Annotated in this window: 21 protein-coding genes; 10 read left to right on the forward strand and 11 right to left on the reverse strand. The window is 41.4% G+C overall.

Going from position 1 to position 21,226, the window contains the following annotated elements:
- Positions 1-22: 22 nt before the first annotated feature.
- The 3 genes from I4Q58_RS03600 to radC are packed head-to-tail and all read right to left on the reverse strand — an operon-like array spanning position 23 to position 2,691.
- The gene (locus I4Q58_RS03600) at positions 23-706 is read right to left on the reverse strand and encodes a YjjG family noncanonical pyrimidine nucleotidase (RefSeq protein WP_203293782.1); all 684 of its coding nucleotides are present in this window, start codon (positions 704-706) and stop codon (positions 23-25) included.
- Positions 703-1,989 carry a DUF7033 domain-containing protein gene (locus I4Q58_RS03605; protein WP_203293784.1) on the reverse strand — a complete coding sequence of 429 codons (1,287 nt, stop codon included), beginning with the start codon at positions 1,987-1,989 and terminating at the stop codon, positions 703-705. The genes I4Q58_RS03600 and I4Q58_RS03605 overlap by 4 nt, the downstream gene beginning before the upstream one ends.
- A gap of 3 nt (positions 1,990-1,992) precedes the next feature.
- Complete coding sequence (radC, locus tag I4Q58_RS03610) at positions 1,993-2,691, reverse strand: RadC family protein (protein ID WP_203293786.1); 699 nt, start codon at positions 2,689-2,691, stop codon at positions 1,993-1,995.
- 75 nt (positions 2,692-2,766) lie between these two features.
- Here radC and I4Q58_RS03615 point away from each other — a divergent pair, with 75 nt between their 5' ends.
- Positions 2,767-3,216 carry a DUF1569 domain-containing protein gene (locus I4Q58_RS03615; RefSeq protein WP_203293788.1) on the forward strand — a complete coding sequence of 150 codons (450 nt, stop codon included), beginning with the start codon at positions 2,767-2,769 and terminating at the stop codon, positions 3,214-3,216.
- A gap of 7 nt (positions 3,217-3,223) precedes the next feature.
- On the opposite strand, the gene lipB is transcribed toward I4Q58_RS03615, so the two are convergent.
- Genes lipB through I4Q58_RS03630 form a run of 3 tightly spaced genes read right to left on the reverse strand, consistent with a single transcriptional unit; the run spans position 3,224 to position 4,837 of the window.
- A complete protein-coding gene (gene lipB / locus I4Q58_RS03620) occupies positions 3,224-3,937 on the reverse strand; it encodes a lipoyl(octanoyl) transferase LipB (RefSeq protein WP_203294366.1) in 714 nt (237 codons plus the stop codon).
- Positions 3,937-4,674: a hypothetical protein gene (locus tag I4Q58_RS03625; protein ID WP_203293790.1), complete on the reverse strand. Its 738-nt coding sequence runs from the start codon at positions 4,672-4,674 to the stop codon at positions 3,937-3,939. Before I4Q58_RS03625 ends, lipB begins: the two co-directional genes overlap by 1 nt.
- Positions 4,675-4,678: 4 nt before the next feature.
- On the reverse strand, positions 4,679-4,837 hold the full coding sequence (locus I4Q58_RS03630; RefSeq protein ID WP_203293792.1) for a YqaE/Pmp3 family membrane protein: 159 nt from the start codon (positions 4,835-4,837) through the stop codon (positions 4,679-4,681).
- Between the two features lie 126 nt (positions 4,838-4,963).
- On the opposite strand from I4Q58_RS03630, the gene lysS reads away from it, so the two are divergent.
- Positions 4,964-6,661, forward strand: coding sequence for a lysine--tRNA ligase (gene lysS, locus I4Q58_RS03635; protein WP_203293794.1), 1,698 nt, complete (start codon positions 4,964-4,966; stop codon positions 6,659-6,661).
- A 35-nt stretch (positions 6,662-6,696) separates the two neighbouring features.
- Here the strand turns inward: lysS and yiaA are convergent, their stop codons facing one another.
- Positions 6,697-7,173 (reverse strand): inner membrane protein YiaA, encoded by a 477-nt coding sequence (gene yiaA / locus I4Q58_RS03640; protein WP_203293796.1) that lies wholly within the window; start codon positions 7,171-7,173, stop codon positions 6,697-6,699.
- Between the two features lie 155 nt (positions 7,174-7,328).
- Here yiaA and I4Q58_RS03645 point away from each other — a divergent pair, with 155 nt between their 5' ends.
- Positions 7,329-8,801 (forward strand): hypothetical protein, encoded by a 1,473-nt coding sequence (locus I4Q58_RS03645; RefSeq protein ID WP_203293798.1) that lies wholly within the window; start codon positions 7,329-7,331, stop codon positions 8,799-8,801.
- Between the two features lie 80 nt (positions 8,802-8,881).
- On the opposite strand, the gene I4Q58_RS03650 is transcribed toward I4Q58_RS03645, so the two are convergent.
- Positions 8,882-10,183: a prenyltransferase/squalene oxidase repeat-containing protein gene (locus tag I4Q58_RS03650; protein WP_203293800.1), complete on the reverse strand. Its 1,302-nt coding sequence runs from the start codon at positions 10,181-10,183 to the stop codon at positions 8,882-8,884.
- 170 nt (positions 10,184-10,353) lie between these two features.
- Between I4Q58_RS03650 and I4Q58_RS03655 the strand changes: the two genes are divergently transcribed.
- Complete coding sequence (locus I4Q58_RS03655; protein ID WP_203293802.1) at positions 10,354-11,601, forward strand: fibronectin type III domain-containing protein; 1,248 nt, start codon at positions 10,354-10,356, stop codon at positions 11,599-11,601.
- Between the two features lie 80 nt (positions 11,602-11,681).
- Positions 11,682-12,035, forward strand: coding sequence for a hypothetical protein (locus I4Q58_RS03660; RefSeq protein ID WP_203293804.1), 354 nt, complete (start codon positions 11,682-11,684; stop codon positions 12,033-12,035).
- Positions 12,036-12,087: 52 nt separating this feature from the next.
- Here I4Q58_RS03660 and hemL read toward each other — a convergent pair whose 3' ends face one another.
- From hemL to I4Q58_RS03675, 3 genes are read right to left on the reverse strand one after another with little or no spacing between them, the layout of a single operon-like run.
- Positions 12,088-13,371, reverse strand: a complete 1,284-nt coding sequence (gene hemL / locus I4Q58_RS03665) for a glutamate-1-semialdehyde 2,1-aminomutase (RefSeq protein ID WP_203293806.1) — start codon at positions 13,369-13,371, stop codon at positions 12,088-12,090.
- Between the two features lie 5 nt (positions 13,372-13,376).
- The gene (locus I4Q58_RS03670; protein ID WP_203293808.1) at positions 13,377-14,207 is read right to left on the reverse strand and encodes a glucosaminidase domain-containing protein; all 831 of its coding nucleotides are present in this window, start codon (positions 14,205-14,207) and stop codon (positions 13,377-13,379) included.
- A gap of 1 nt (position 14,208) precedes the next feature.
- A complete protein-coding gene (locus tag I4Q58_RS03675) occupies positions 14,209-15,138 on the reverse strand; it encodes a 1-aminocyclopropane-1-carboxylate deaminase/D-cysteine desulfhydrase (RefSeq protein WP_203293810.1) in 930 nt (309 codons plus the stop codon).
- A gap of 156 nt (positions 15,139-15,294) precedes the next feature.
- Here I4Q58_RS03675 and I4Q58_RS03680 point away from each other — a divergent pair, with 156 nt between their 5' ends.
- The 5 genes from I4Q58_RS03680 to I4Q58_RS03700 all read left to right on the forward strand — a co-directional run bounded on the left by I4Q58_RS03680 (position 15,295) and on the right by I4Q58_RS03700 (position 21,194).
- A complete protein-coding gene (locus I4Q58_RS03680) occupies positions 15,295-16,734 on the forward strand; it encodes a hypothetical protein (protein WP_203293812.1) in 1,440 nt (479 codons plus the stop codon).
- Positions 16,735-17,011: 277 nt separating this feature from the next.
- Complete coding sequence (locus I4Q58_RS03685; RefSeq protein WP_203293814.1) at positions 17,012-18,448, forward strand: hypothetical protein; 1,437 nt, start codon at positions 17,012-17,014, stop codon at positions 18,446-18,448.
- A 308-nt stretch (positions 18,449-18,756) separates the two neighbouring features.
- A complete protein-coding gene (locus I4Q58_RS03690) occupies positions 18,757-19,551 on the forward strand; it encodes a hypothetical protein (RefSeq protein WP_203293816.1) in 795 nt (264 codons plus the stop codon).
- 11 nt (positions 19,552-19,562) lie between these two features.
- Positions 19,563-20,357, forward strand: a complete 795-nt coding sequence (locus I4Q58_RS03695) for a hypothetical protein (protein ID WP_203293818.1) — start codon at positions 19,563-19,565, stop codon at positions 20,355-20,357.
- Between the two features lie 6 nt (positions 20,358-20,363).
- A complete protein-coding gene (locus I4Q58_RS03700) occupies positions 20,364-21,194 on the forward strand; it encodes a hypothetical protein (RefSeq protein WP_203293820.1) in 831 nt (276 codons plus the stop codon).
- The last annotated feature ends 32 nt before the right edge of the window (positions 21,195-21,226 follow it).

The following is a 21,226-nucleotide window of genomic DNA, read 5'->3' on the forward strand; positions in this document are numbered from 1 at the left end:
CAGGTATACAGCAGTTATTTCATTATAGATGATTTTTTATGTGAAGGAGTTCCGAAACCGTTAAAAACCCATCATAAGGTGGTTCCTTTCGGTAATTATAAAAAAGCGTTTTCATCCCAATTTCATGGGCTCCCAAAATATCGGCTTCAAAGGTATCGCCTATCATAATACTTTCATCAGGAGCTGCTTTTGCCTTTTCTAAGGCCGTGTTGAAGATAATAGGATTGGGTTTCTTTACACCTGCTTCCTCAGAAGTAGTCACTGTTGAAAAATACTTCTTGATACCACTGTTTTCCAATTTTTTGTGTTGCACCCCATGAAACCCATTAGTAATGATATGAAGCTGATACTTTGGGGCCAAATACGCTAAAATAGTTTCGGCATGGTCGAAAAGGTGATTATCGCCAGGCAATTCATCGATATAGGCCACTGCCATCGCATCGATAGTTTTAAGCGGAAATCGCTCCTTCAACTCCGCAAACGCATCGATTAACCGACCGCGCCGTAATTCTTGCTTGGTCACTCTCTCCTCACGAAAGCGCTTCCAATATTCGAAATTGATGGGTTCGTATACTTCTAGAAAGCGCTCCAACGGTATGTTAACCTCATATTTCCGAAACACCCTGTGAAATGCCAAGGCCGAATTTCGGTCGAAGTCCCATAGCGTATGATCTAGGTCGAAAAAGACATGTTGTATACTTTTCATAAATGTTGAAGGGTTTCCGTAAAAATCTTTTTCCATTGCGAAGGTTCCGAAGCGGCAAAATCGGTGTTGCTATACACCATCGAAAACAAGCCACCCACCTTGAACACCTCTCGGTACATATTCTCGACCTTCTGACGCACTTGAGCGGGTGTCTTACCTGCCATACTCTGAGTGGTCATCGCCAAAGGCTGAATTTCAAGCGGTGTCTTTATTTCATAATCCAGATCATAAAAAAGGAATGGTGTACAGGTTCCGGCACGAAATCCCGGATGTGTGTTATAGACCATGGTGAAATCGCGCGTGATTTCCAATTCTATCAATTCGCGATAAATATCAGGTAAATCGACCACGTATTCGGCATTCATCGACGCTTGTAACGGTCTATTGGTGATAGCTTCCATAAATTTTTTCTCACTCTTCAATTTTGAATACTGCTGCAAGGCCGCAAACGAAAATAAGGTGCCGACCTGATAGTAATCACCCACGAATTTCAACTTCATTTGAAACTGTCTTCGCTTAGTGTTCAAACTATCCTCAAACTGCAGCGCATCGCCTAATAAAAAGAATACGGTAACAGATTTTCGATGTTGTTTTCCGATGTTTACCAACCAAGTAAACGTATCGTACGGATCTTTACGAAGTCGAAGCAACACTTGTGTTCTTAAGTACAGGTTCGAAAACCGGAAGCGAACCAAATCGCTTAAGTATCCAATCATCGACCGAAAGATTCCCTTCTGCCCATAGGCGAAGGGCTTATCGGCCTTTATTACATGATGGGTTCGCGTATCGCGTGCTTTTATGGATAAGGATGGAAACTGACCATGCAGCACCTCCTTAAATTTCTGAGCCCAGATATCGATAACAGGTGTTTCCAAGAATTTTTCCTTGTATCCCAAGCTCTCGGTAGCGGGATACCTTCCCTTTTCATCCTTTACATGAGGTAAATATTCTTCATACCGACTAAGCAAATAGAAAGCTGCTGAAAAGATATCGTAAGGAAGGACGCTCTTCTCTCCTACCTTAAAAAAGCCAATAGTATTTTCCCAAGGTGAAACAACGATTTCGATACTTTCAACGCCACTTTGTTCCAAAAGCCCAGCGCTCTGTACAAACATCTCGTTTCCCATCGGCTGTTTCCCATAGGACATTTTTGGTCCGTTGTGCGCAATCAATTCCTCGATAACAGAAGTGAACCCGACTTCAACTCCTAAAATACGTGTCACTACATGCTTGAACACATAAGTGATTCTCGGAGTGGCTTTTTGGCAGTAAACTAGTAGCATAAATTACAATATCGCATCGTCGGCAAAACTGAAATACCCGGCTTCCGTAACAATGACGTGATCTAGCACTTTGATATCCAGACTTTCCCCTGCTGTTTTTAGCTTTTTGGTTAGCTGAATATCGGCCTGACTCGGTTTTAAGGTACCGCTTGGATGATTATGTGCCAAAATAATACTTACTGCGCCCAATTCCAACGCTTTTTTGAACGCAAGTCGAACATCGACCATAGTACCGGTAATACCACCCTTACTCAATTGCTCCATTTGAAGGATTTTATTTGAATTATTTAGGTACAGAATCCAAAACTCTTCATGTGGCAAGGCACCTAAAACAGGTTGCAAGATTTCATAAACCGATTGACTGGAATTGATTTTCTTGCGTTCTAGCGCTTCTCCCATACGGTGACGGCGCCCTAATTCGAGGGCGGCGACGATTGAAATAGCCTTTGCCTCGCCGATTCCCTTAAATTTCATGAGCTCCGCAATACTTCTTCGGCCCAGTTCCAATAAATTGTTTTCGGCACTGGCCAAAATCTGTTGACTTAGAGAGACGGCACTTTCCTCCCGATTCCCCGATCCGATCAATATGGCGATTAGTTCGGCATCGCTGAGGGCAGCCTTACCTTTTGCCTGCATTTTTTCACGCGGCCGGTCGTCTTCGTTCCAACATTTTATGGAAAAGGATGTAGCGGTTTCTTTCAAACTGAAATATTATCACTTTAAAGATAATAATGTATCTTTAATGGTGAAACAACCAACCGAGCTAAAACACTTGCCATGAAGTCTTTATTTGACCCTGAAGCATATACTGAGACAAAGCAACGGATCGACCAAGTTGATCCAAGTCAAAATCCCGAATGGGGCCGTATGACGGCAGGTCAGATGATGCACCACTGTCAAAAAGCACTGGAAACACCGTTGGGAAAAAGCGACCTAAAACGACCCAATATGTTTATGCGAATAATCTTCCGAAGTTTCAAGAATTCAATGTACAATGATAAACCTTGGAAGCAAAATTTACCTACCGCACCCGGTTTTAAGGTAGAAGATGAACGCGATTTTGAAACAGAAAAGAAACAGTTGATTTCTTTGCTCGATGAGTTTCACGAAAAGGGTAAGGATTACGATTGGCCCAATCATCCTGTTTTTGGCTCCTTTACCGCGCAACAATGGGGACAAATGCAGTTTAAGCATTTAGACCACCATCTTCGGCAGTTTGGGGTATAGCTGAAAACTATCTAGCAACGGTTTCAACCAACTCAGCTTCGAAAAGTTCGCTGAAATGCTTCAACAACTTTTCTTTAACTACCTCCATTGAAATTTCTGGCTTTCCTGCCTCAACATTCAGGGAAGTAACCGATTTCCCTTTAATGCCACAGGGAATCATATGGTCGAAATAGCCCAAATCGGAATTCACATTCAAGGCAAACCCATGCATGGTTACCCACCGACTGGCACGGACTCCCATGGCACAAATTTTTCTCGCAAAAGGAGTACCCACATCCAACCATACACCGGTTTCACCGTCTGAACGCTCGCCTTTAATACCATATTCCGCTAAGGTCCGAATAATGGTTTCCTCTAATAATCGAAGATATTTATGGATATCGGTAAAGAAATTTTCCAAATCAAGAATGGGATAGCCAACAATCTGACCCGGCCCGTGATAGGTAATATCGCCGCCACGATTAATGTTGTAGAAGTCGGCTTGAATAGCCGCTAGTTTCTCTTCGGAAATTAACAAATTCGATTTATCGCCGCTCTTTCCTAGGGTATACACATGGGGATGTTCTACAAAAAGAAAATGGTTGGGGGTTGGAAGATCGGTATTCTCCCTCCTGTTTGAAACCTTCACACTCAAGATCTTCTGAAACAACTCTTCTTGATAGTCCCAAGTTTCCTTGTAATCCTTTCGTCCTAAATCTTCTAGTTGAATTCGTTTATTCATCATTTATTCTCCAACACCACTTCAAGGTCTAATACATCCGGATTTTTAAAATATTCCAAGAATCCTCTATCTACTTTTAAGGTTTTTCCATCAAGCGAAAAACTGGCATCGTCCATATTAACCGATTTAATTTTCCGGGGAAAAGTGTATTCCAATCGGTATCGCATACCGCCCATAAATGCTTCGGCACCGTCTAGACTATCCAACTGCTTCTGATAGGCTTCCTCATTTTTCACATAACCATCTCTTTTGAAAATACCCTTTTTAAAACTGAATCGCACCCCAAGCACATCGCTTTCAGGATCGGCTTCGACTTCGGCATTTGTGTTTGGCGATTTCGGCATAAAGTTGGTTCCCTTACCGAGTCCGTCCATGATATTATTGGCTTCGGAAACATCGTTAAAATCACGCATTATCGTGATAAACATTTCCTCCTCTTCAGAATTCATCTTCATCCGCATTTTATACGGCTCCAACTTTTTCAAGCGTGCCTGTTCTTCCTTTGATAGCTTTGAGATACTGTCCTTTTTCTCTTCAAGCATATCCTTCATAACAATGAGGGTATCCATTTTTGTAGTTGTGGTATCCATTTCAGATGTAAACGCCATCATTTCCCTCATATCCATGGTTAGTTGCATACTTCCCGATCCATCTTCCTGTAAGACCATTTTTTCGGTGAACTGGCATCCTACAAATAGCATGGCTAAAAACCCGAGTAACAATAACTTTCGTACCATCGATTTAGTTTTTGGGATTATTCAAAATTATTAATGCGGCAATAACGCCTGGGATCCATCCTAAGATAGTCAAAATTAACACAATAAGAATGGAACCACATCCTTTATCGATGACTGCCAAGGGCGGAAATAGTATAGACAATAAAACTCTCCAAATGCTCATAGCAAGCAAAATTACGAATTAAATAGATGGCAACCTTCACCTAATTTCCAAGGGTTGTTGGTATTGGTTTGGAACTTGTTTGTTGGTATCTTTGCGGTTTCCAATAACTGGGCAAAACATAATTTTATGCAATTATCTGAACAAGAACAGGTACGACGTCAAAAGCGCGAACAACTTATGAAAGCAGGCATCAATCCGTATCCTGCCGATTTATTCGAAGTAACCCATCATGCCAAAACCCTGAAACAGGATTTTGAGGAGGGCAAAAAGGTTACCATCGCCGGTCGTTTAATGTCGCGACGTATCCAGGGAAAGGCTTCTTTTGCTGAACTTCAGGATAGTACCGGTCGTATTCAGGTATATTTTAATCGCGATGAGATTTGCCCAGGCGACGATAAGACAAAATACAACGATGTATATAAGAAATTGCTCGATATAGGTGATTTCATTGGAATTGAGGGTGAATTGTTCACTACTAATGTTGGGGAAAAGACCGTTATGGTCAAAGACTTTACGGTGCTATCGAAGACCTTGCGTCCGTTACCGCTCCCTAAGACCGATAGTGAAGGTAACACTTATGATGAATTCAACGATCCAGAACTGCGGTACCGTCAGCGGTACGCCGACTTAGCCGTGAATCCGAAGGTGAAGGAAATTTTCATGAAGCGTACGAAGCTTTTCAACGCGATGCGAACCTTCTTTAACGAAAAGGGTTATTTTGAAGTAGAAACGCCGGTTTTGCAGCCCATTCCTGGTGGTGCTGCTGCACGCCCTTTTGTTACGCACCATAATTCCTTAGACATTCCCTTGTATATGCGAATTGCAAACGAATTGTATTTAAAGCGTTTGATCGTTGGTGGGTTTGAAGGTGTATATGAATTCTCCAAAAATTTCCGAAACGAAGGGATGGACCGTACCCATAATCCAGAGTTTACGGCTATGGAAATTTACGTGGCCTATAAGGATTATAATTGGATGATGGATTTCTGTGAACAATTGTTGGAGTACTGTGCCATACAGGTCAACGGAACTACTAAGGCGACCTTCGGCAAGCATGAGGTGGACTTTAAGGCACCGTACCCGAGGGTAACGATGGCCGATGCTATAAAGGACCATACAGGATTCGATATTACCGGCAAATCTGAGGACGAACTTCGCAAAGCTGCTGAAGACTTAGGCATTGAAGTAGACGATACCATGGGGAAGGGAAAATTGATCGACGAAATTTTCGGTGAAAAATGCGAACCCCATTATATACAACCCACTTTTATTACCGACTATCCAAAAGAAATGAGCCCATTGTGCAAGTCGCATCGGGAAAACCCGGAACTCACCGAGCGTTTTGAATTGATGGTCTGCGGAAAGGAAATTGCCAATGCTTATAGCGAACTGAACGATCCGATCGACCAACGCGAGCGATTTGAAGCGCAGTTGAAGTTGGCTGATCGCGGTGATGATGAGGCAACTCAATTTATCGATTTCGACTTTTTGCGAGCGTTGGAATATGGAATGCCACCGACCGCCGGAATGGGCATCGGAATGGATCGTCTGGTCATGTTCTTAACGAATAATCAGTCGATTCAGGAAGTATTGTTCTTCCCGCAGATGAAACCGGAGAAAAAGATCACGGTTGAATTAAAGGATGAGGAAAAGCACGTTTTTGAACTGTTGAAAAAAGCGGATCGCATCGACCTTAACGAGCTGAAGGACCAATCGGGCCTCAGCAATAAGAAATGGGACAAAAGTATCAAGGCGTTGACAAAACACAAACTTGCGAAGGTTGAAAAAACCGATGAGGGCTTGTTTGTACAGATGGTACAGTAATAGAAAAGGGCGGTGCAAAACACCGCCCTTCACTATCAAAAGTCTTGCTGTTCTAAAAATTTCAAATCACGTGTATTTTTCTGTACGGCAACTGCAGAGAAGAGGGCAAGTGTAAAGGACATCCCATAAAAACCTTTTTCACTCAGTTCCATATCGGCATTCCAAAGCCCTATTACTAATAATAGAATTGATGCAATAGTAGTAAACCAACTGATACCGTAATAAACTTCTGTAACAGGAATCCCTTCTCTTTTATCACGCACACTTTTCTGGACCGAAACGACCGAGAACAGGCCGAACAATAAGATCGTAAAATAATAGCCTTTTTCATTAAGCCACAAATCGGCATTCCATAGTCCAACACAATATCCTACCATACCGATAAATAGCGCTGTCCATGAAGCCGAAATAAACGCTGGGGTTGGTTTACAGGCTAGTTCCTTTTCCTTCTTTTTAAGCGATTTGTCGAACGTATTATCTTTACGATCGCCGCTTATTTTTTGATTTTCCATAATTCTCGCTTTTTAAGTGAATATGAAACAAAGATGAAGCGACGAAGGAATATTTCAAAGTCAGAATCACACCATATCTTATGATTCATTTTAAAGATTTTATGTAGTTATGACAGTATTCATAGTATATTTATATTCTAATATCTTACGATTCAATGAAGAATATATTGGCTATTTACGAGACTTTTTCAGAAACAGACAGCAAAGCTTTTGTTAGGTATCTTAGGAATCGGAACCAGCGTGGGGACACCAAAAACATTCAGCTTTTCACATTAATAGAAAAAGGAAAGCATAACAAAGCGGCAGAGCAAATCTATGGCGCGTCAAATCGAAATACGTTCTATGGTCTTTGTAGTCGTCTCGAAAAAAACATGATTGAATATCTTGCAAATAAAAGTTTTGAGACCGAAGCTTCAGAAGAGCAGGAATTGCTTAAAGTCCTTTTGGCTAGCCGCGTTTTATTAGAACACAAAAAAGCGGCAGTAGCCTTCAAACTATTAAAACAATCGGAAAAACGAGCACTGAATTTTGAACTCTATTCAATATTGAACGAAATCTATGAAACGTTCATTCAATTCTCGCATCTTCAATCGGATTACCCAGTATCAGAATTCATTCAGTTATCTAACGAAAACATGCGGCGCTTCCGGCAGCAATTAAAAATAAATAACGCTCACGCATTATTGAAGGAATCGATAAGAAAACCTTCAAATATCTCTGCAATATCTATTGTTTCAAAAGAGTTTGACAAACTCGGAATTACACTGGACGCGAGCCTAACATACAAATCGCTTTATCAAATTTTGAATATTTCAACCATGGTTGCACAAGCAAAAAGCGACTATTATTCTATTTCACCTTTAATACAAGACATCTACGAAATAGCGGTGCGAAAAGAGTCGCAAGCAGAAAAGCATACCTATTTTCACTTAAAAATTTTATATGAAATGGCTATTTTCCATTTTAGAAATAAGGACTTTTCAATGTCTAAGGTTTTTATTAAAAAAATGGAGGACAAACTCCAAGCAAATGAGGGTTTCACCAATCAATTTCAAAACGGTTTGCTACTCATGAAAATCATGAACCATAATTATACCGGAGCACCCCTAAAAGCGCTCTCGTTATTTGAAAGAAGCAACAGCGATGACTGGGACCTCCAGTTAGCGGGGTGTATGTGCCTTTTCCAACAGCACAAATTTTCCGAAGCATATAGTATTCTTAAAACCTTCTCGCATACGGATTCATTTTATGAAAAGAGAAAAGGATTGCTATGGACACTTAAAAAAGCCATAATGGAAATCCTATTGTTGATAGAACTAAATTTATATGACTTGGTAGTATCGAGGCTGCAAGCTTTTCGAAGAAAACATAGGGAAACGTTGCAATCGATGCAGGAAGAACGCGTTCTTCATTTTCTAGAATTGGCCTTTACCTATTACGAAACTCCTAAACAAATCAAAACACTTGCATTCAAGGAGAAGCTAGAGCATACTTTTCAATGGCTTTCTCATGAGGAAGAAGACATTTTTGTAATGAGTTTTTATGCTTGGTTGAAATCAAAAATGCTGGATTGCACTATATATGAAGCAACACTTGCCTTAGTTGAAAATAAAACCATTGCCCAATAGTACTCCTCCGTTTTGGCATTAGGGGGTTATCGGTTTCCCGATAACGACCATGAACAATGGCTCTGTAACTAAATTTAACTTTATTCTTCACCTACCTTTTGTAGAAAAGAAATATCGTTTTCCACAGTTAAAAGCAGCAAACTTGAAGCGGTACAGAACACTGGGCTAGTAATACAGTGATGACCATTCCAGCTTCCGTCTTCATTTTGAATTTTTAGGATACGTCCGCTCATATTATCGTACCACTTCCGCCAATCATTATCTTGATTCACCACCATGGACTCACCCGTTTGAAGGAAACTAAGGAATTCTTCACCCCCATTATTCCCAAAACCGTTCAATACCTCATCCTGTTGTGCGGTTTCCTTTGCGGCGTTGTATACGTTGTAAGAAGTAGCATATTGAATGGCCTCACTTTCCGAGTAGCCAGCCTTTTGAAGGTTTTTCGCAGTTACTTCTCCATCGGTAAGAGCACCTTCCTTCTTTGCTTTTTCTATCGCTTCCTTCGCCTTTCGAGCATCTTTTGCGGTACCACGAACACTTCCGCTTACACTATACAACATTACACCAGCACCATCCTCCGTCTTTACATTGTTGGTATCCGCATTATAATTGCTTCGCTGATACTCCTTTGCGCGTTCCAAAACTTCTTCGTCTACTTCCGCACCTACAGACTGAGCGCTTTCCAAAGCACTGTTGGCAAGCCCGCTTTGCAGCACGCCAGCCCAACCTGCACCGCGTTGTTTTCCGCTGGCATCGGTACCTTGTTCGATTTTCTTGACACAGATATCCAAACATTTTTGTACACGCTTTTTATCAATCCCTTTCATCTTTCGATCTAATAGGCTTGAAAGATATTGAGCCGTCAATACTGCATCTATATTCTGACCTAACTTTGTTTGAATCTGAGTACCCCGGACATCGGTAATGTATTGATCATTGGGATTCACATTTTCTACGGTTCGCAATAAGTATTCCGTAGCTTTTTTCAACTGATTGGAATGGGTTCCAGAAGAAATAGTGGCACCACTCCTTAAATATGCCATCGCTACCATAGCAGTAGTGGCGGGATCTGCTTTCACGGCATGCGGGTCGCGAATATCCTGTCGGGAGTGGGATCCGGCACCGTAACCACCATTTGGCAACTGTGCTTCCTCCAACCAAGACAGACCATCGCGAACAGCTAATTCGATGTTCTCGTCCGTTTTATAGACATAGAAGTCTTCAGAAGATTGTTCTCCCATAGCGGTCATAAAAACACACCCATCGGTGGTAGTAAGGGTTCTAGCTGTTTCAGGATACTCTTCATCCTGAATCATTGAAAAGATTACCATTCCTGCAAACAGGACTGGAAATAGCAAAAAAATTGTTTTCGTTTTCATACGTTACTGATTTTAAAATTCTTAGACCGAAACTAGTTAGCAGTAGGTAAACCTGAAACATATAATGAGTGAAGGCACCGTTTCGATGAGAGAACTGTGCGCAACCGCTTTCATTTTTAACAGCTTGGTTTCTATGGAATTTGTATTTTTAGCGAAATTTCTAGATAGCTATGAAGAAGATTTTTGCCATAATAATACCCTTATGCCTGATTGTATGTATGGGTTGTAGTAGTGATGATAGCCCCGCTGCCGATACAGAAAGCCCATCGGCACCTGCTAATCTTACGGCCAGCAATGTAACGGAGACCTCTGCAGATTTATCCTGGAATGCTTCTAGCGATAATTCTTCTGATATAGTATATACCTTATACCAAGACGAAACGGTTCTTGCCGATAATGTAAGCGAAACAACCTTTCAAGTTACGGGCTTAACCGAGGCGAATAGCTATGAGTTTTATGTTACGGCCAAAGATGAGAGTGGAAACGTTTCAAACGCTAGCAATACCGTATCGGTAGTAACCCCATTAGTATTTAAGACACATTTATCGCAGATGGGAGTATTCAGTGGAAGTTTGGTCGATTTAACTCCTGCGGATGATGTACAGTTATACGAACTGAACAGCACACTATTTACAGATTATGCGAAAAAGCAACGATTGGTTCGCTTACCTGAAGGTCAGAAAATGCGTTACAACGGTAATGATCTCCAACCTATTTTCCCAGATAACACCTTGGTTTCAAAAACTTTTTACTATTTGAATGATGAAACCGATCCAAATTCAGGAAAACGAATTATTGAAACGCGCATCTTTCTTAAGGTAAACGGTACTTGGCAAGCTGGAAATTATCTCTGGAATGAAGGCATGACAGAGGCAACGTATACTGAAAATGGTAGCAATGTTCCAATTTCATACATCGATGGCGATGGGGATACCCAAAACATATCGTATGAAGTTCCTTCGCAACAGGATTGTTTTACCTGCCATAATAATAACGGCACAACAAGACCCATCGGAATGAAACTTCGCAGTATGAACTTTGTACCTTCTTATACAAACCAGAACCAGATAGATTTTCTCCTTGGCAATGGATTTTTGGAAGGTGTTACGAGTAGCGAGGTCTCTACGTTACCCGATTGGACCGATACCAATAACGATATCTTCGCTCGCGGAAGAGCGTACATCGATATTAACTGTGCACATTGTCACCAACCTGGTGGGGCCGTCAACAATTTTAATTTAGACTTTAGGTTTGAGACACCGTTTGAAGATACGGCCATTTATGCTAATAGGGGTGAAATTGAAGCCCGGATTCAAAGTACTGTTCCTACCTATATGATGCCTCAATTAGGCCGTACGGTCGTTCACGAGGAGGCTGTGACGATGTTATTAGAGTACCTTCAAGCTATAGAAGATTAGGCTATAATCGTTTTTGGCGTAATTTTTGGATTATTGTACGTAAATTAGTTACTTTAGTAACCGCAAATAAACTGAAACACATGAAAAATCTATTGAAAATACTCGTTGTAGCCCTTATCACGGTGACGGGTGTACAAACTACCACTGCTCAGAGCCTATCGCAAGATCAGGATCGTCCTGAGGTAATTGCAAAGAATCAGGTTGCTGAAATGTCGGAAACCCTTAACTTAACAGGTGAACAGCAACGTTATTTGTTCCGTTACCATACTTCTTACATTTCTAATATGAAGAAGTATATCGAGCCTAAGAACCAGAACAGTGATGCTACTATAGCCGATAAGGAAAAACTTCAGAACGAATTGAAAAAATATGTTCAAAAAGTGCTTGATGGAAATCAGTACAAAAAATGGTTAGAAATGCAGGATTTCAACTAGAGAACAATCTCAAATAAAAGAAAAAGCCCTTTCGAACGAAAGGGCTTTTTTATTATAAGGTTTTCGCTACGCGCTCACAGGCGGCAATGGTTTCGTCTAAATCTTCATACGATAAGGCATCGGTTAAAAACCATGTTTCAAAAGCACTTGGCGCCAAATAAATACCTTCGTTCAACATCCCATGAAAGAACTTTTTAAAGGTTTCGTTATTCCCTGAAGCGGCCGATTCGAAATCGGTAACGGGAGTTTCCGAAAAATGAACCGATATCATAGACTCTACCCTATTAATGGTATGCGTTACCTTCGCTGCTTTTAACTTCTCTTCTATTCCTTCATGTAGATATGCTGTCTTTTTCTTTAATGAGGCGTACACCTCGTCATTTTCCAATTCTTTCAGCATAGCCAAACCAGCAGCCATTGCCAAAGGATTTCCACTCAAGGTTCCCGCTTGATAGACGGGTCCTTCAGGAGCTAAATGATCCATAATTTCATTCCGAGCCGCGAAGGCACCTACAGGTAACCCTCCTCCTATTACTTTTCCAAAAGTTACGATATCGGCATTCACACCATATAGTTCTTGAGCACCGCCTTTTGCCAATCGAAACCCCGTCATTACTTCATCGAAAACCAATAAGGCCTTATGGTTGTCGCAGAGTTCCCGAAGTTGCTCTAAAAATCCTGCTGATGGGGGAATACACCCCATATTTCCAGCTACGGGTTCAAGGATAATACAGGCAATTTCATCGTCATTTTCATCAAATAGTTTCTGTACACTATCGATATCGTTATAGGTAGCCAGCAGCGTGTCTTTTGCTGTCCCTTTTGTAACTCCTGGACTATTCGGCGTACCAAAGGTAACAGCCCCGCTTCCCGCTTGAATTAAGAATGAGTCGCTATGTCCGTGATAGCAACCTGCGAATTTGATGATCTTATCCTTCTGGGTATAACCTCTCGCCAATCTAACAGCACTCATACATGCCTCGGTCCCACTATTCACGAATCGGATTTTATCGATATTCGGTACCATGGAAACTGCGAGCGTTGCGATTTCCGTTTCGAGTGCTGTCGGCGTTCCAAATGAGGTTCCCTTCTCGGCTCTTTCCTTCACCGCATTCACGACTGGTGCATGGGCATGGCCTAAAATCATAGGCCCCCAAGAGTTTATATAATCGATGAATCGATTTCCATCTTCATCATATAAATACGGCCCTTCGGCCCTTTCAACAAATATAGGATTGCCTCCAACAGCATTAAAAGCACGTACAGGTGAATTCACCCCACCCGGCAAGACCTTTTGAGCCGCTGCGAATAGTGCGCTACTTCTTTTATAAATCATAAAGTTTATCGGTTTTTCACGGAATGCAGATAGAGCACCTGACCAATTTTGATCGTAGTATCGGTGAGTCCATTGTATTCCTTTAGAGTTTCAACGGTAAGATTATACCGTCTTGCAATATTATATAGCGTATCTCCTCGGCTCACAGTATGAGTGCGAATAGCCATATTATCTGTTTCAGCAGGGTTTGCCTCGCCTCCGAGCACTTCATTATCGTATCGCTGTAGCTGATACCGTTCTATAATGGAGATCAGTTTATCGGGATATCTAGGATCGGTTGCATAGCCAGCCTTTCGTAAACCTTTGGCCCATCCTTTATAGTCATCTTTTCTCAATTTGAAAAGGTCCTGATAGCGACTACGCTGCGTAAGAAAAAGTGAGTGATCGCGGAAAGAATACTTAGCGTGTTTATATTTTCGAAAACACTCCTGAAGCTCATCATCATCATGATAAACGCGCTCTCCTGTCCAACCCCGATGACATTTAATGCCAAAGTGGTTATTGGCTCTACGTGTTAAATCGCCCCGGCCTGCGCCACTTTCCAAAATACCTTGTGCAAGCGTAATGCTAGCCGGGATTCCGTATTGAAGCATTTCTTCTTTTGCGATATCGGAATACGCATTGATATAATGTGAAACCACTTCGTTATAGGGTGTATTGGCAGGAAGTTCTGTTACTGGTTCCGGTTCGGATTTGGAAGGCGTTGGTGATGGTTTCGAAGTATCTACATGAACCACCCTAGGTTTTTTTGGCTTAGAAGTAACTCTTTTTTTCGTTTTACATCCTAGAAGTGCTATCGAGAATAGCAATGTTATGAGGAGAATTTTTCGAAGCATATTACTGTATTTCGGGCAACTGTTTTTTTCGCAATCGTTGATTCATACCTTCAATGCCTTGAAGCCCTCCAGTATGAATGGCAAAAATACGGGTATTTTTAGGGAATTCCCCATTTTTCAACATATCGAAAATACCATACATCATTTTTCCTGTATAAATTGGGTCTAGTGGAATTCCAGTCTTTTGCTTAAAATCATTAATAAAACGAATTAATTCGGCATCTATTTTAGCATAGCCTCCAAAACTATAGGCATCTACAATTTCATACTTCTTCTTCCCAATAAAAGTTGCTATTACGGATTTTTGAAACGTACCCTTTAATGCTGAAAAACCGATTGTATGTTGGTGCGACTTCGCCGCTTGAATAATTCCTGCCATGGTTCCACCAGTTCCAACAGATACGCAAATATTGTCAAACTTCGATGTTTCAGCATGTAATATCTCCCTACATCCTCGTACCGCTAGCGCATTGGTACCGCCCTCTGGAAGAATATACGCAGTAGGATATTGTTTTTTTAGCTCCCCTAAAAATGAGGGATCTTCTTTCTGCCGATATGTAGATCGAGAAATAAATTTGAGTTCCATTCCCTTTCGCTTACAGAAAGCAAGTGTTGGGTTGGAAATGACATGCTCGCTATTCTCTTCACCTCTAACTATTCCAACCGTTGAGAAACCAAACCGTTCGCCACAGGCGGCGGTCGCAGCCAAATGGTTGGAATAGGCACCGCCAAAGGTTAGGAGCAAATCCTTATTTAGTTTACGAGCTTCCAAGAGGTTATACTTCAACTTCCGAAACTTGTTTCCAGATATTTCAGGAATTATCAAATCTTCCCTAGCCATTGTCAGCGTACATTCCGATGAAATGTCCCATAGCGCAAGATTAATTTCAGCATGAGTAGCGCGGAATTGCTCTTGAAATAGATTATCCATACTGCAAAAATAGCGAAGATGGGTTCATTTGGATGATGCTCAAACGCTTAAACCATTATTTGAATGTTAAATTTTTTAGCATTTCATCCTATTTTTTTGCATTTCATCCATAAAATTGATTATCATTGTTCGTAACAAACCCCAAACTAAAACCCTATGAAAACTAATACTTTACTTTCCCCTTTTATTCTATTTTTTCTCCTATTGCTACCTGTTCTCAGCTTTTCCCAAGTCGGGATTAACACCACCTCTCCTGCTCCTGGTAGCATTTTAGATGTTGAAAGCAACGATAAAGGAATGTTGGTACCCAGAGTCGACATCGCTGACCTAAACACAATTGCTCCCGTTACGGGCGGCAGTACGGAAAGCCTTTTAGTGTATAATACCAATACCACTACCGGAAAGGGCTTTTATTACTGGGATGGTACCCGTTGGGTGAATCTTGAGGAAACCGAGAAATGGGATCTCCTCGGAAATATCGGAACCGATCAAGATTTAAATTTTGTTGGAACCACCGATGGTGAGGCTCTAACATTTAGAACCAACGATGTGCAACGCTTTCGAGTTGCCAATGGAAATCAGGTGCTGGCTATGGCAAATGGCACCCGGATCCGGCCCTTTTATTCCTGGAACGCTGAAACATCACTTGGGTTTTGGCGACCCGGAACGAGCCAGATGAACCTATCCATACAGGGATATGATTTTTTTAATGCCAATGCCAACATCGGAGGTGGTTCTGATTTGGAATGGACGTTCAACCCAGTGGGTGATGATATGAATCTTCGCATCGAAACAGATAATAATGAAAATACCCTTTTTGTAGACGGAACCTATGACAATGTTGGTTTAGGGACCGATACACCGCAAGGCGCCTTGGATGTGAAATCCAGTACGGCTGGAATAGTATTTCCAAATGTGGCGTTAACCGCTAGTAACGTGGGAGCACCCGTATCGAATCCGCGTACCGGTGGCGATCCAGTACCAGGAACATTCGTCTATAATACAACAACAACCTCTAATGGAACCAATGACGTATATCCTGGATTGTATGTCTGGAATGGTTCTGAGTGGGTTCCACAGTTTACAAAAGAGGATTCGGCCCTTTTCACCCAATCAGCATCAGGTGCAGATGGTCTTCGCCCTACCAACGACACTGCTTTGGACATTCCTGGCATCGATGGAGAAACCTTCACTCCTAAATATTCAGGCGTATATAAAATTGAGTTGAGCGTAAATTATGGCAGTGGCCAGATGAAGGATCCGAGCAGCGGCGATATCAATATAGCCTCGCAGGAAGGACAGTTTACATTCCAATTTAACGGTACCGATTATCCTATTTATGTAAACTCCTATGGAGCCAAGAACCTTTCGATTGGTAGCTCCGGAGGCACCACTTATTACGCAATTTGGGATCAATGGTCCATGAAAGTTTATGTCGATTTGGTAGCTGGAACCACTTACACCATGAATCTGTTTTTTGAACAATATGAAAACACAGCGTTTTTGAACAACGGTGACAGTGGGGATGGACGTGGCCATATTGGAGTGAGCGTACACCTTCCTTGTTACGCTGAATTCACTTATGTAGGTGAATAAGAAATAGCGTTCTACTAAACCGAAAAAGCAGCCAAATGGCTGCTTTTTTTATTCCGATTATTTAAATCGGAATGAATCCATAATTTAAGATATCTATCTTCTTGATATCATAAAATGTTAAAAAAGAATTTGAGCAAAACAGCTATCTATTTAAGTATCAATTTTTAAGAAATTTCCTACTTATGTTAAAATTTTAATCTTTTCATCGAATTTTTTTGACTTTTATCGAAATATTGCTCTATACTTGTTAGTCCCAAACAAGAAAACTCGCTTATGTATGAAAACTACTATCAAATTCGCAATCAGTTTATTACTAGCATTTTTTATGTTTACTACCACCGGCTTTTCCCAGGTTGGTATTAACACAACCACTCCAGCTCCTGGCAGTATGCTAGATATTCAAAGCACCGATAAAGGAATGCTGGTTCCTCGAGTAGATATTGCAGACCTAAATACTATCGCCCCAATCACGGGAGGAAGCACCGAGAGTTTATTGGTGTACAACACCAACACTACAACCGGGAAAGGATTTTATTATTGGGACGGCACCCGTTGGGTGAATCTCGAAGAAACCGAAAAATGGGACCTGCTAGGAAATACTGGTACCGACCGAGATGTAAATTTTGTTGGAACTACCGATGGCGAAGCCCTTACCTTCAGAACCAACAATGTGCAGCGTTTTAGGATTGCAAACGGCAATCAGGTACTGGCAATGGCAAACGGGTCTAGAATCAACCCATTCTATTCTTGGAATGCTGAAACCTCTATGGGGTTTTGGAGACCAGGTACCAGTCAGATGAATTTGTCTATCCAAGGTTACGACTTCTTTAACGCTAATGCTAATATTGGCGGAGGATCGGATTTGGAATGGACCTTCAACCCGGTGGGTGATGATATGAATCTTCGCGTAGAAACCGATAACGATGAAAATACCCTCTTTGTTGATGGCACATACGACAATGTAGGATTGGGTACCGACACACCTCAAGGTGCTTTGGATGTAAGTTCAACCAATTCTGGTATCGTTTTTCCAAACGTCGCCTTAACCGCCAGCAATGTTCACACCCCAGTTACTAATCCACGTACGGGTGGCGCACCCGTTCCAGGAACGTTTGTTTATAACACCAGCTCCACGTCCAATGGAACAAACGATGTGTATCCGGGACTTTATGTTTGGAGTGGCTCGCAATGGGTTCCTCAGTACACGAAAGAAGATGCGGCAATATTCACACAGGACCCATCAGGGTTCTATGGCTTACGGCCTACCAACGATACGGCAATGGATATTCCTGGTATTGATGGCGAAACCTTCACCCCAAAATATACAGGCGTATACAAAATTGAGCTGAGCGTTAATTATGGAAGTGGACAAATGGACGACCCAACATCGGGCGATGTAAATATTGCATCTCAAGAAGGACAGTTTACCTTTCAATTTAACGGTACCGATTATCCTATTTATGTGAATTCCTACGGTTCCAAAAACATGAACATCGGTGGCTCTGGAACAACCTACTATGCTATTTGGGATCAATGGACCATGAAGGTTTATGTAAATTTGGTCGCTGGAACTCCCTATACAATGAATCTCTTCTTTGAACAATATGAAGCTGAAGGCTTCATTGATAATGGTGATAGTGGTGATGGCCGCGGCCATATTGGGGTGAGTGTTCATTTACCTTGCTATGCTGAGTTTACATATATAGGAGAATAATATTTCATTAACTGCACACCCGTCTTTGTACAAGATTGGTTTGTTTTGCCATAAGAGAGCGGTTTACGAGACCGCTCTCTTTCATATTACGGAATCTTTAAAATGAACCCACGAAATTTTTCATAACCACGCAAACCAAGATAAATGCTAACAAATCCTTAAAATAATAGACTATCTACATGAAAGTCAATAAATAAGAAATTTCCTACTTATGTTAAATTATTAAGTATTTCATCGATTTTATTTGATTTTCATCGTGAAAGCTTCGTATGTTTGAAGTCCCCATAACTTACTAACCTGCTTATGCAATGAAAACAAAACTTTTAAATAGAGTTTTTACCCCTGCTTGTTTTCTTCTAGCTACCCTGTGCTCTTTTGGACAGGTGGGTATCAACACGACCACTCCAGAAGGTATTCTGGATGTCTCTAGCAATACTCATGGTATTGTATTACCACGGGTAGCACTTAGCGCAACAAATATCTCTGCACCCGTAGTGAATCCACAGGGAGGATCTCTTGCTATTGGCACAGTTATTTACAACACTAACGAAACTTCTACGGGCTCTAATGATGTTTACAAGGGAATTTATGTCTGGAATGGTTCTGAATGGTATAACAAATTCACTAAGAAACAAGTCTATATGGTTACCCAAACCAGTATGATGCGTCCAAAATCTAGTGATGGCTATGTAAATGTGCCAGGATTAGCTTCCCAAAATTTTACAGCAAAGTATACCGGTACCTATAGAATTGAAGTAAGTATGAATTTTGGTGGCGGGTATGTAACAAATAACGGTCCTACAATTGACATACTTACACATGAGGGTAATTTTCGCTTCACCTTTGATGGCACAAACTATATCACCCCTGCGAAAACCTATTGTACAATACTAGGAACAAGATACTACGCTATTTGGGAACAATTCACAAAAGTAATATACGTCGATCTTGTAGCTGGACAATCATATAACTTCAGACTTCAATTCGATGCACTAGCCGCTCCCTATTTCGATAACAGTGGAAATAGTGGAAACGGAAGAGGCTATATCGGCATCCCCGACCACGCCCCATGTTCAGTTGAATTCACCTATATAGGAGAATAATTTTATTATTTATGAAAAATATTACCCTACTTATACTTTTACTTTCCGTCTGTACCCTTTCCGCTCAAGTAGGAATTGGCACGACCGCTCCAAAGGGAGTTTTGGATATTGAAAGCAGCCAACAGGGTGTGGTATACCCAACCATTGCCTTAACGGCTACCAACGTCGAGGCCCCTGTAATAAACCCGCAAGGTGGAGGCCTAGCGGTGGGAACTACCATTTACAATACCAATACAACGAATACGGGCACCAACGATGTTGAGCCAGGTATCTATTCATGGAGTGGAACGAAATGGATTCCACACTTCTATGTAAAACAACACGAATTTTACCAGCAGACGAGTACTTTAAGAAGTTCATCTTCTTCAGGATACCAACTTGTTCCGGGTTTAGATGCCGACTCCTTTACCGCTACTTATTCAGGATTGTACCGAATTTATATCAAAGCCTATTACGGGGGTGGAAATGTAATTCAAAATAGTGATATCGAAGCTGTAGCCGCAACAGGTACTTTCCGCTTGAATTGGGATGGAACCCCCCATACCTTCAACGTGAAGTCATATTCTGCATACAATAACAATGTTGGAGGCGGAATCGTGATGAGCAATAAGTGGATTGAAACCACCCGTATCATATATGTGAACCTGATTGCAGGACAGACCTATAATTTCAATTTTGAGTTCGATCAAACTTCAAGTACCGGCTTTGAAGCGAATGGAAACTTATCTGGAGGAAATGATGGCAGAGGATACGTAGGTGCTGATATTCCGTGTTCGATAGAAATCTCTTTTATCGATGAAAATTAAAAAAACATGAAAAATTCTAATTTTATATTGAGTTTAGTGGTTAGTGTATTGGTATGCTCCAATATAGTAGCCCAAGTAGGAGTTGCAACCAATCAGCCAGAAGGTATTTTGGACTTACAGAATAGCGGATCGGCAGGTTTTGTATTTCCTCGAGTCGCTCTTACATCCACGCTCGTTGAAGCCCCAGTTACAAACCCAAATGGCGGCTCGTTAGTGGAAGGAACGGTAGTATTCAACACTAACAGTACCGCGACAGGAGCAAATGATGTTACCCCAGGCATATATGTATGGGAAGGCAGCCGGTGGAACCCTCAGTTTTTACGAGAGGACACTGTTAAGTTTGAACAGTCACCATTGGATTTTAGGACCACTACAGGCAGTACTAGCTATAATAATGGTTCTTCAGACTGGGTAGAAGTACCTGGCTTGGGAAGTGGATCTACTTTCACGCCAAAATATACAGGAACCTATCGCATTGAAGCGAATTTCAATTTTGGTTCGGGTGAAGTAAAAACACCTTCCTCAGGAAACATCAGTATGTCGACAATGGAGGGTCTTTTTCGACTAACGTTCGATGGCAGCAATGATGTTATCTATACTCACTCCTATGGCATGTACAACGATGCTTTAGGGGGTGGAACTTATACCGAAGAATACCGCCACGAAACAAGTATTGTAAAGTATGTTACGTTAACTGCTGGACAGACTTATAACTTTATGGTTGAAATCGACATCTTTGTCGGCGACGGCTATGTGGACAATGGAAATTCTGGAACAGGAAGAGGCCATGTCGGCGTTGGTATTCCTTGCACTCTAGAATTTTCATTTATAGAATAATAAACACTACTACAATTATAATACTAATTAAA

Source organism: Luteirhabdus pelagi (assembly GCF_016827595.1).
GTDB classification, from domain to species: domain Bacteria; phylum Bacteroidota; class Bacteroidia; order Flavobacteriales; family Flavobacteriaceae; genus Luteirhabdus; species Luteirhabdus pelagi.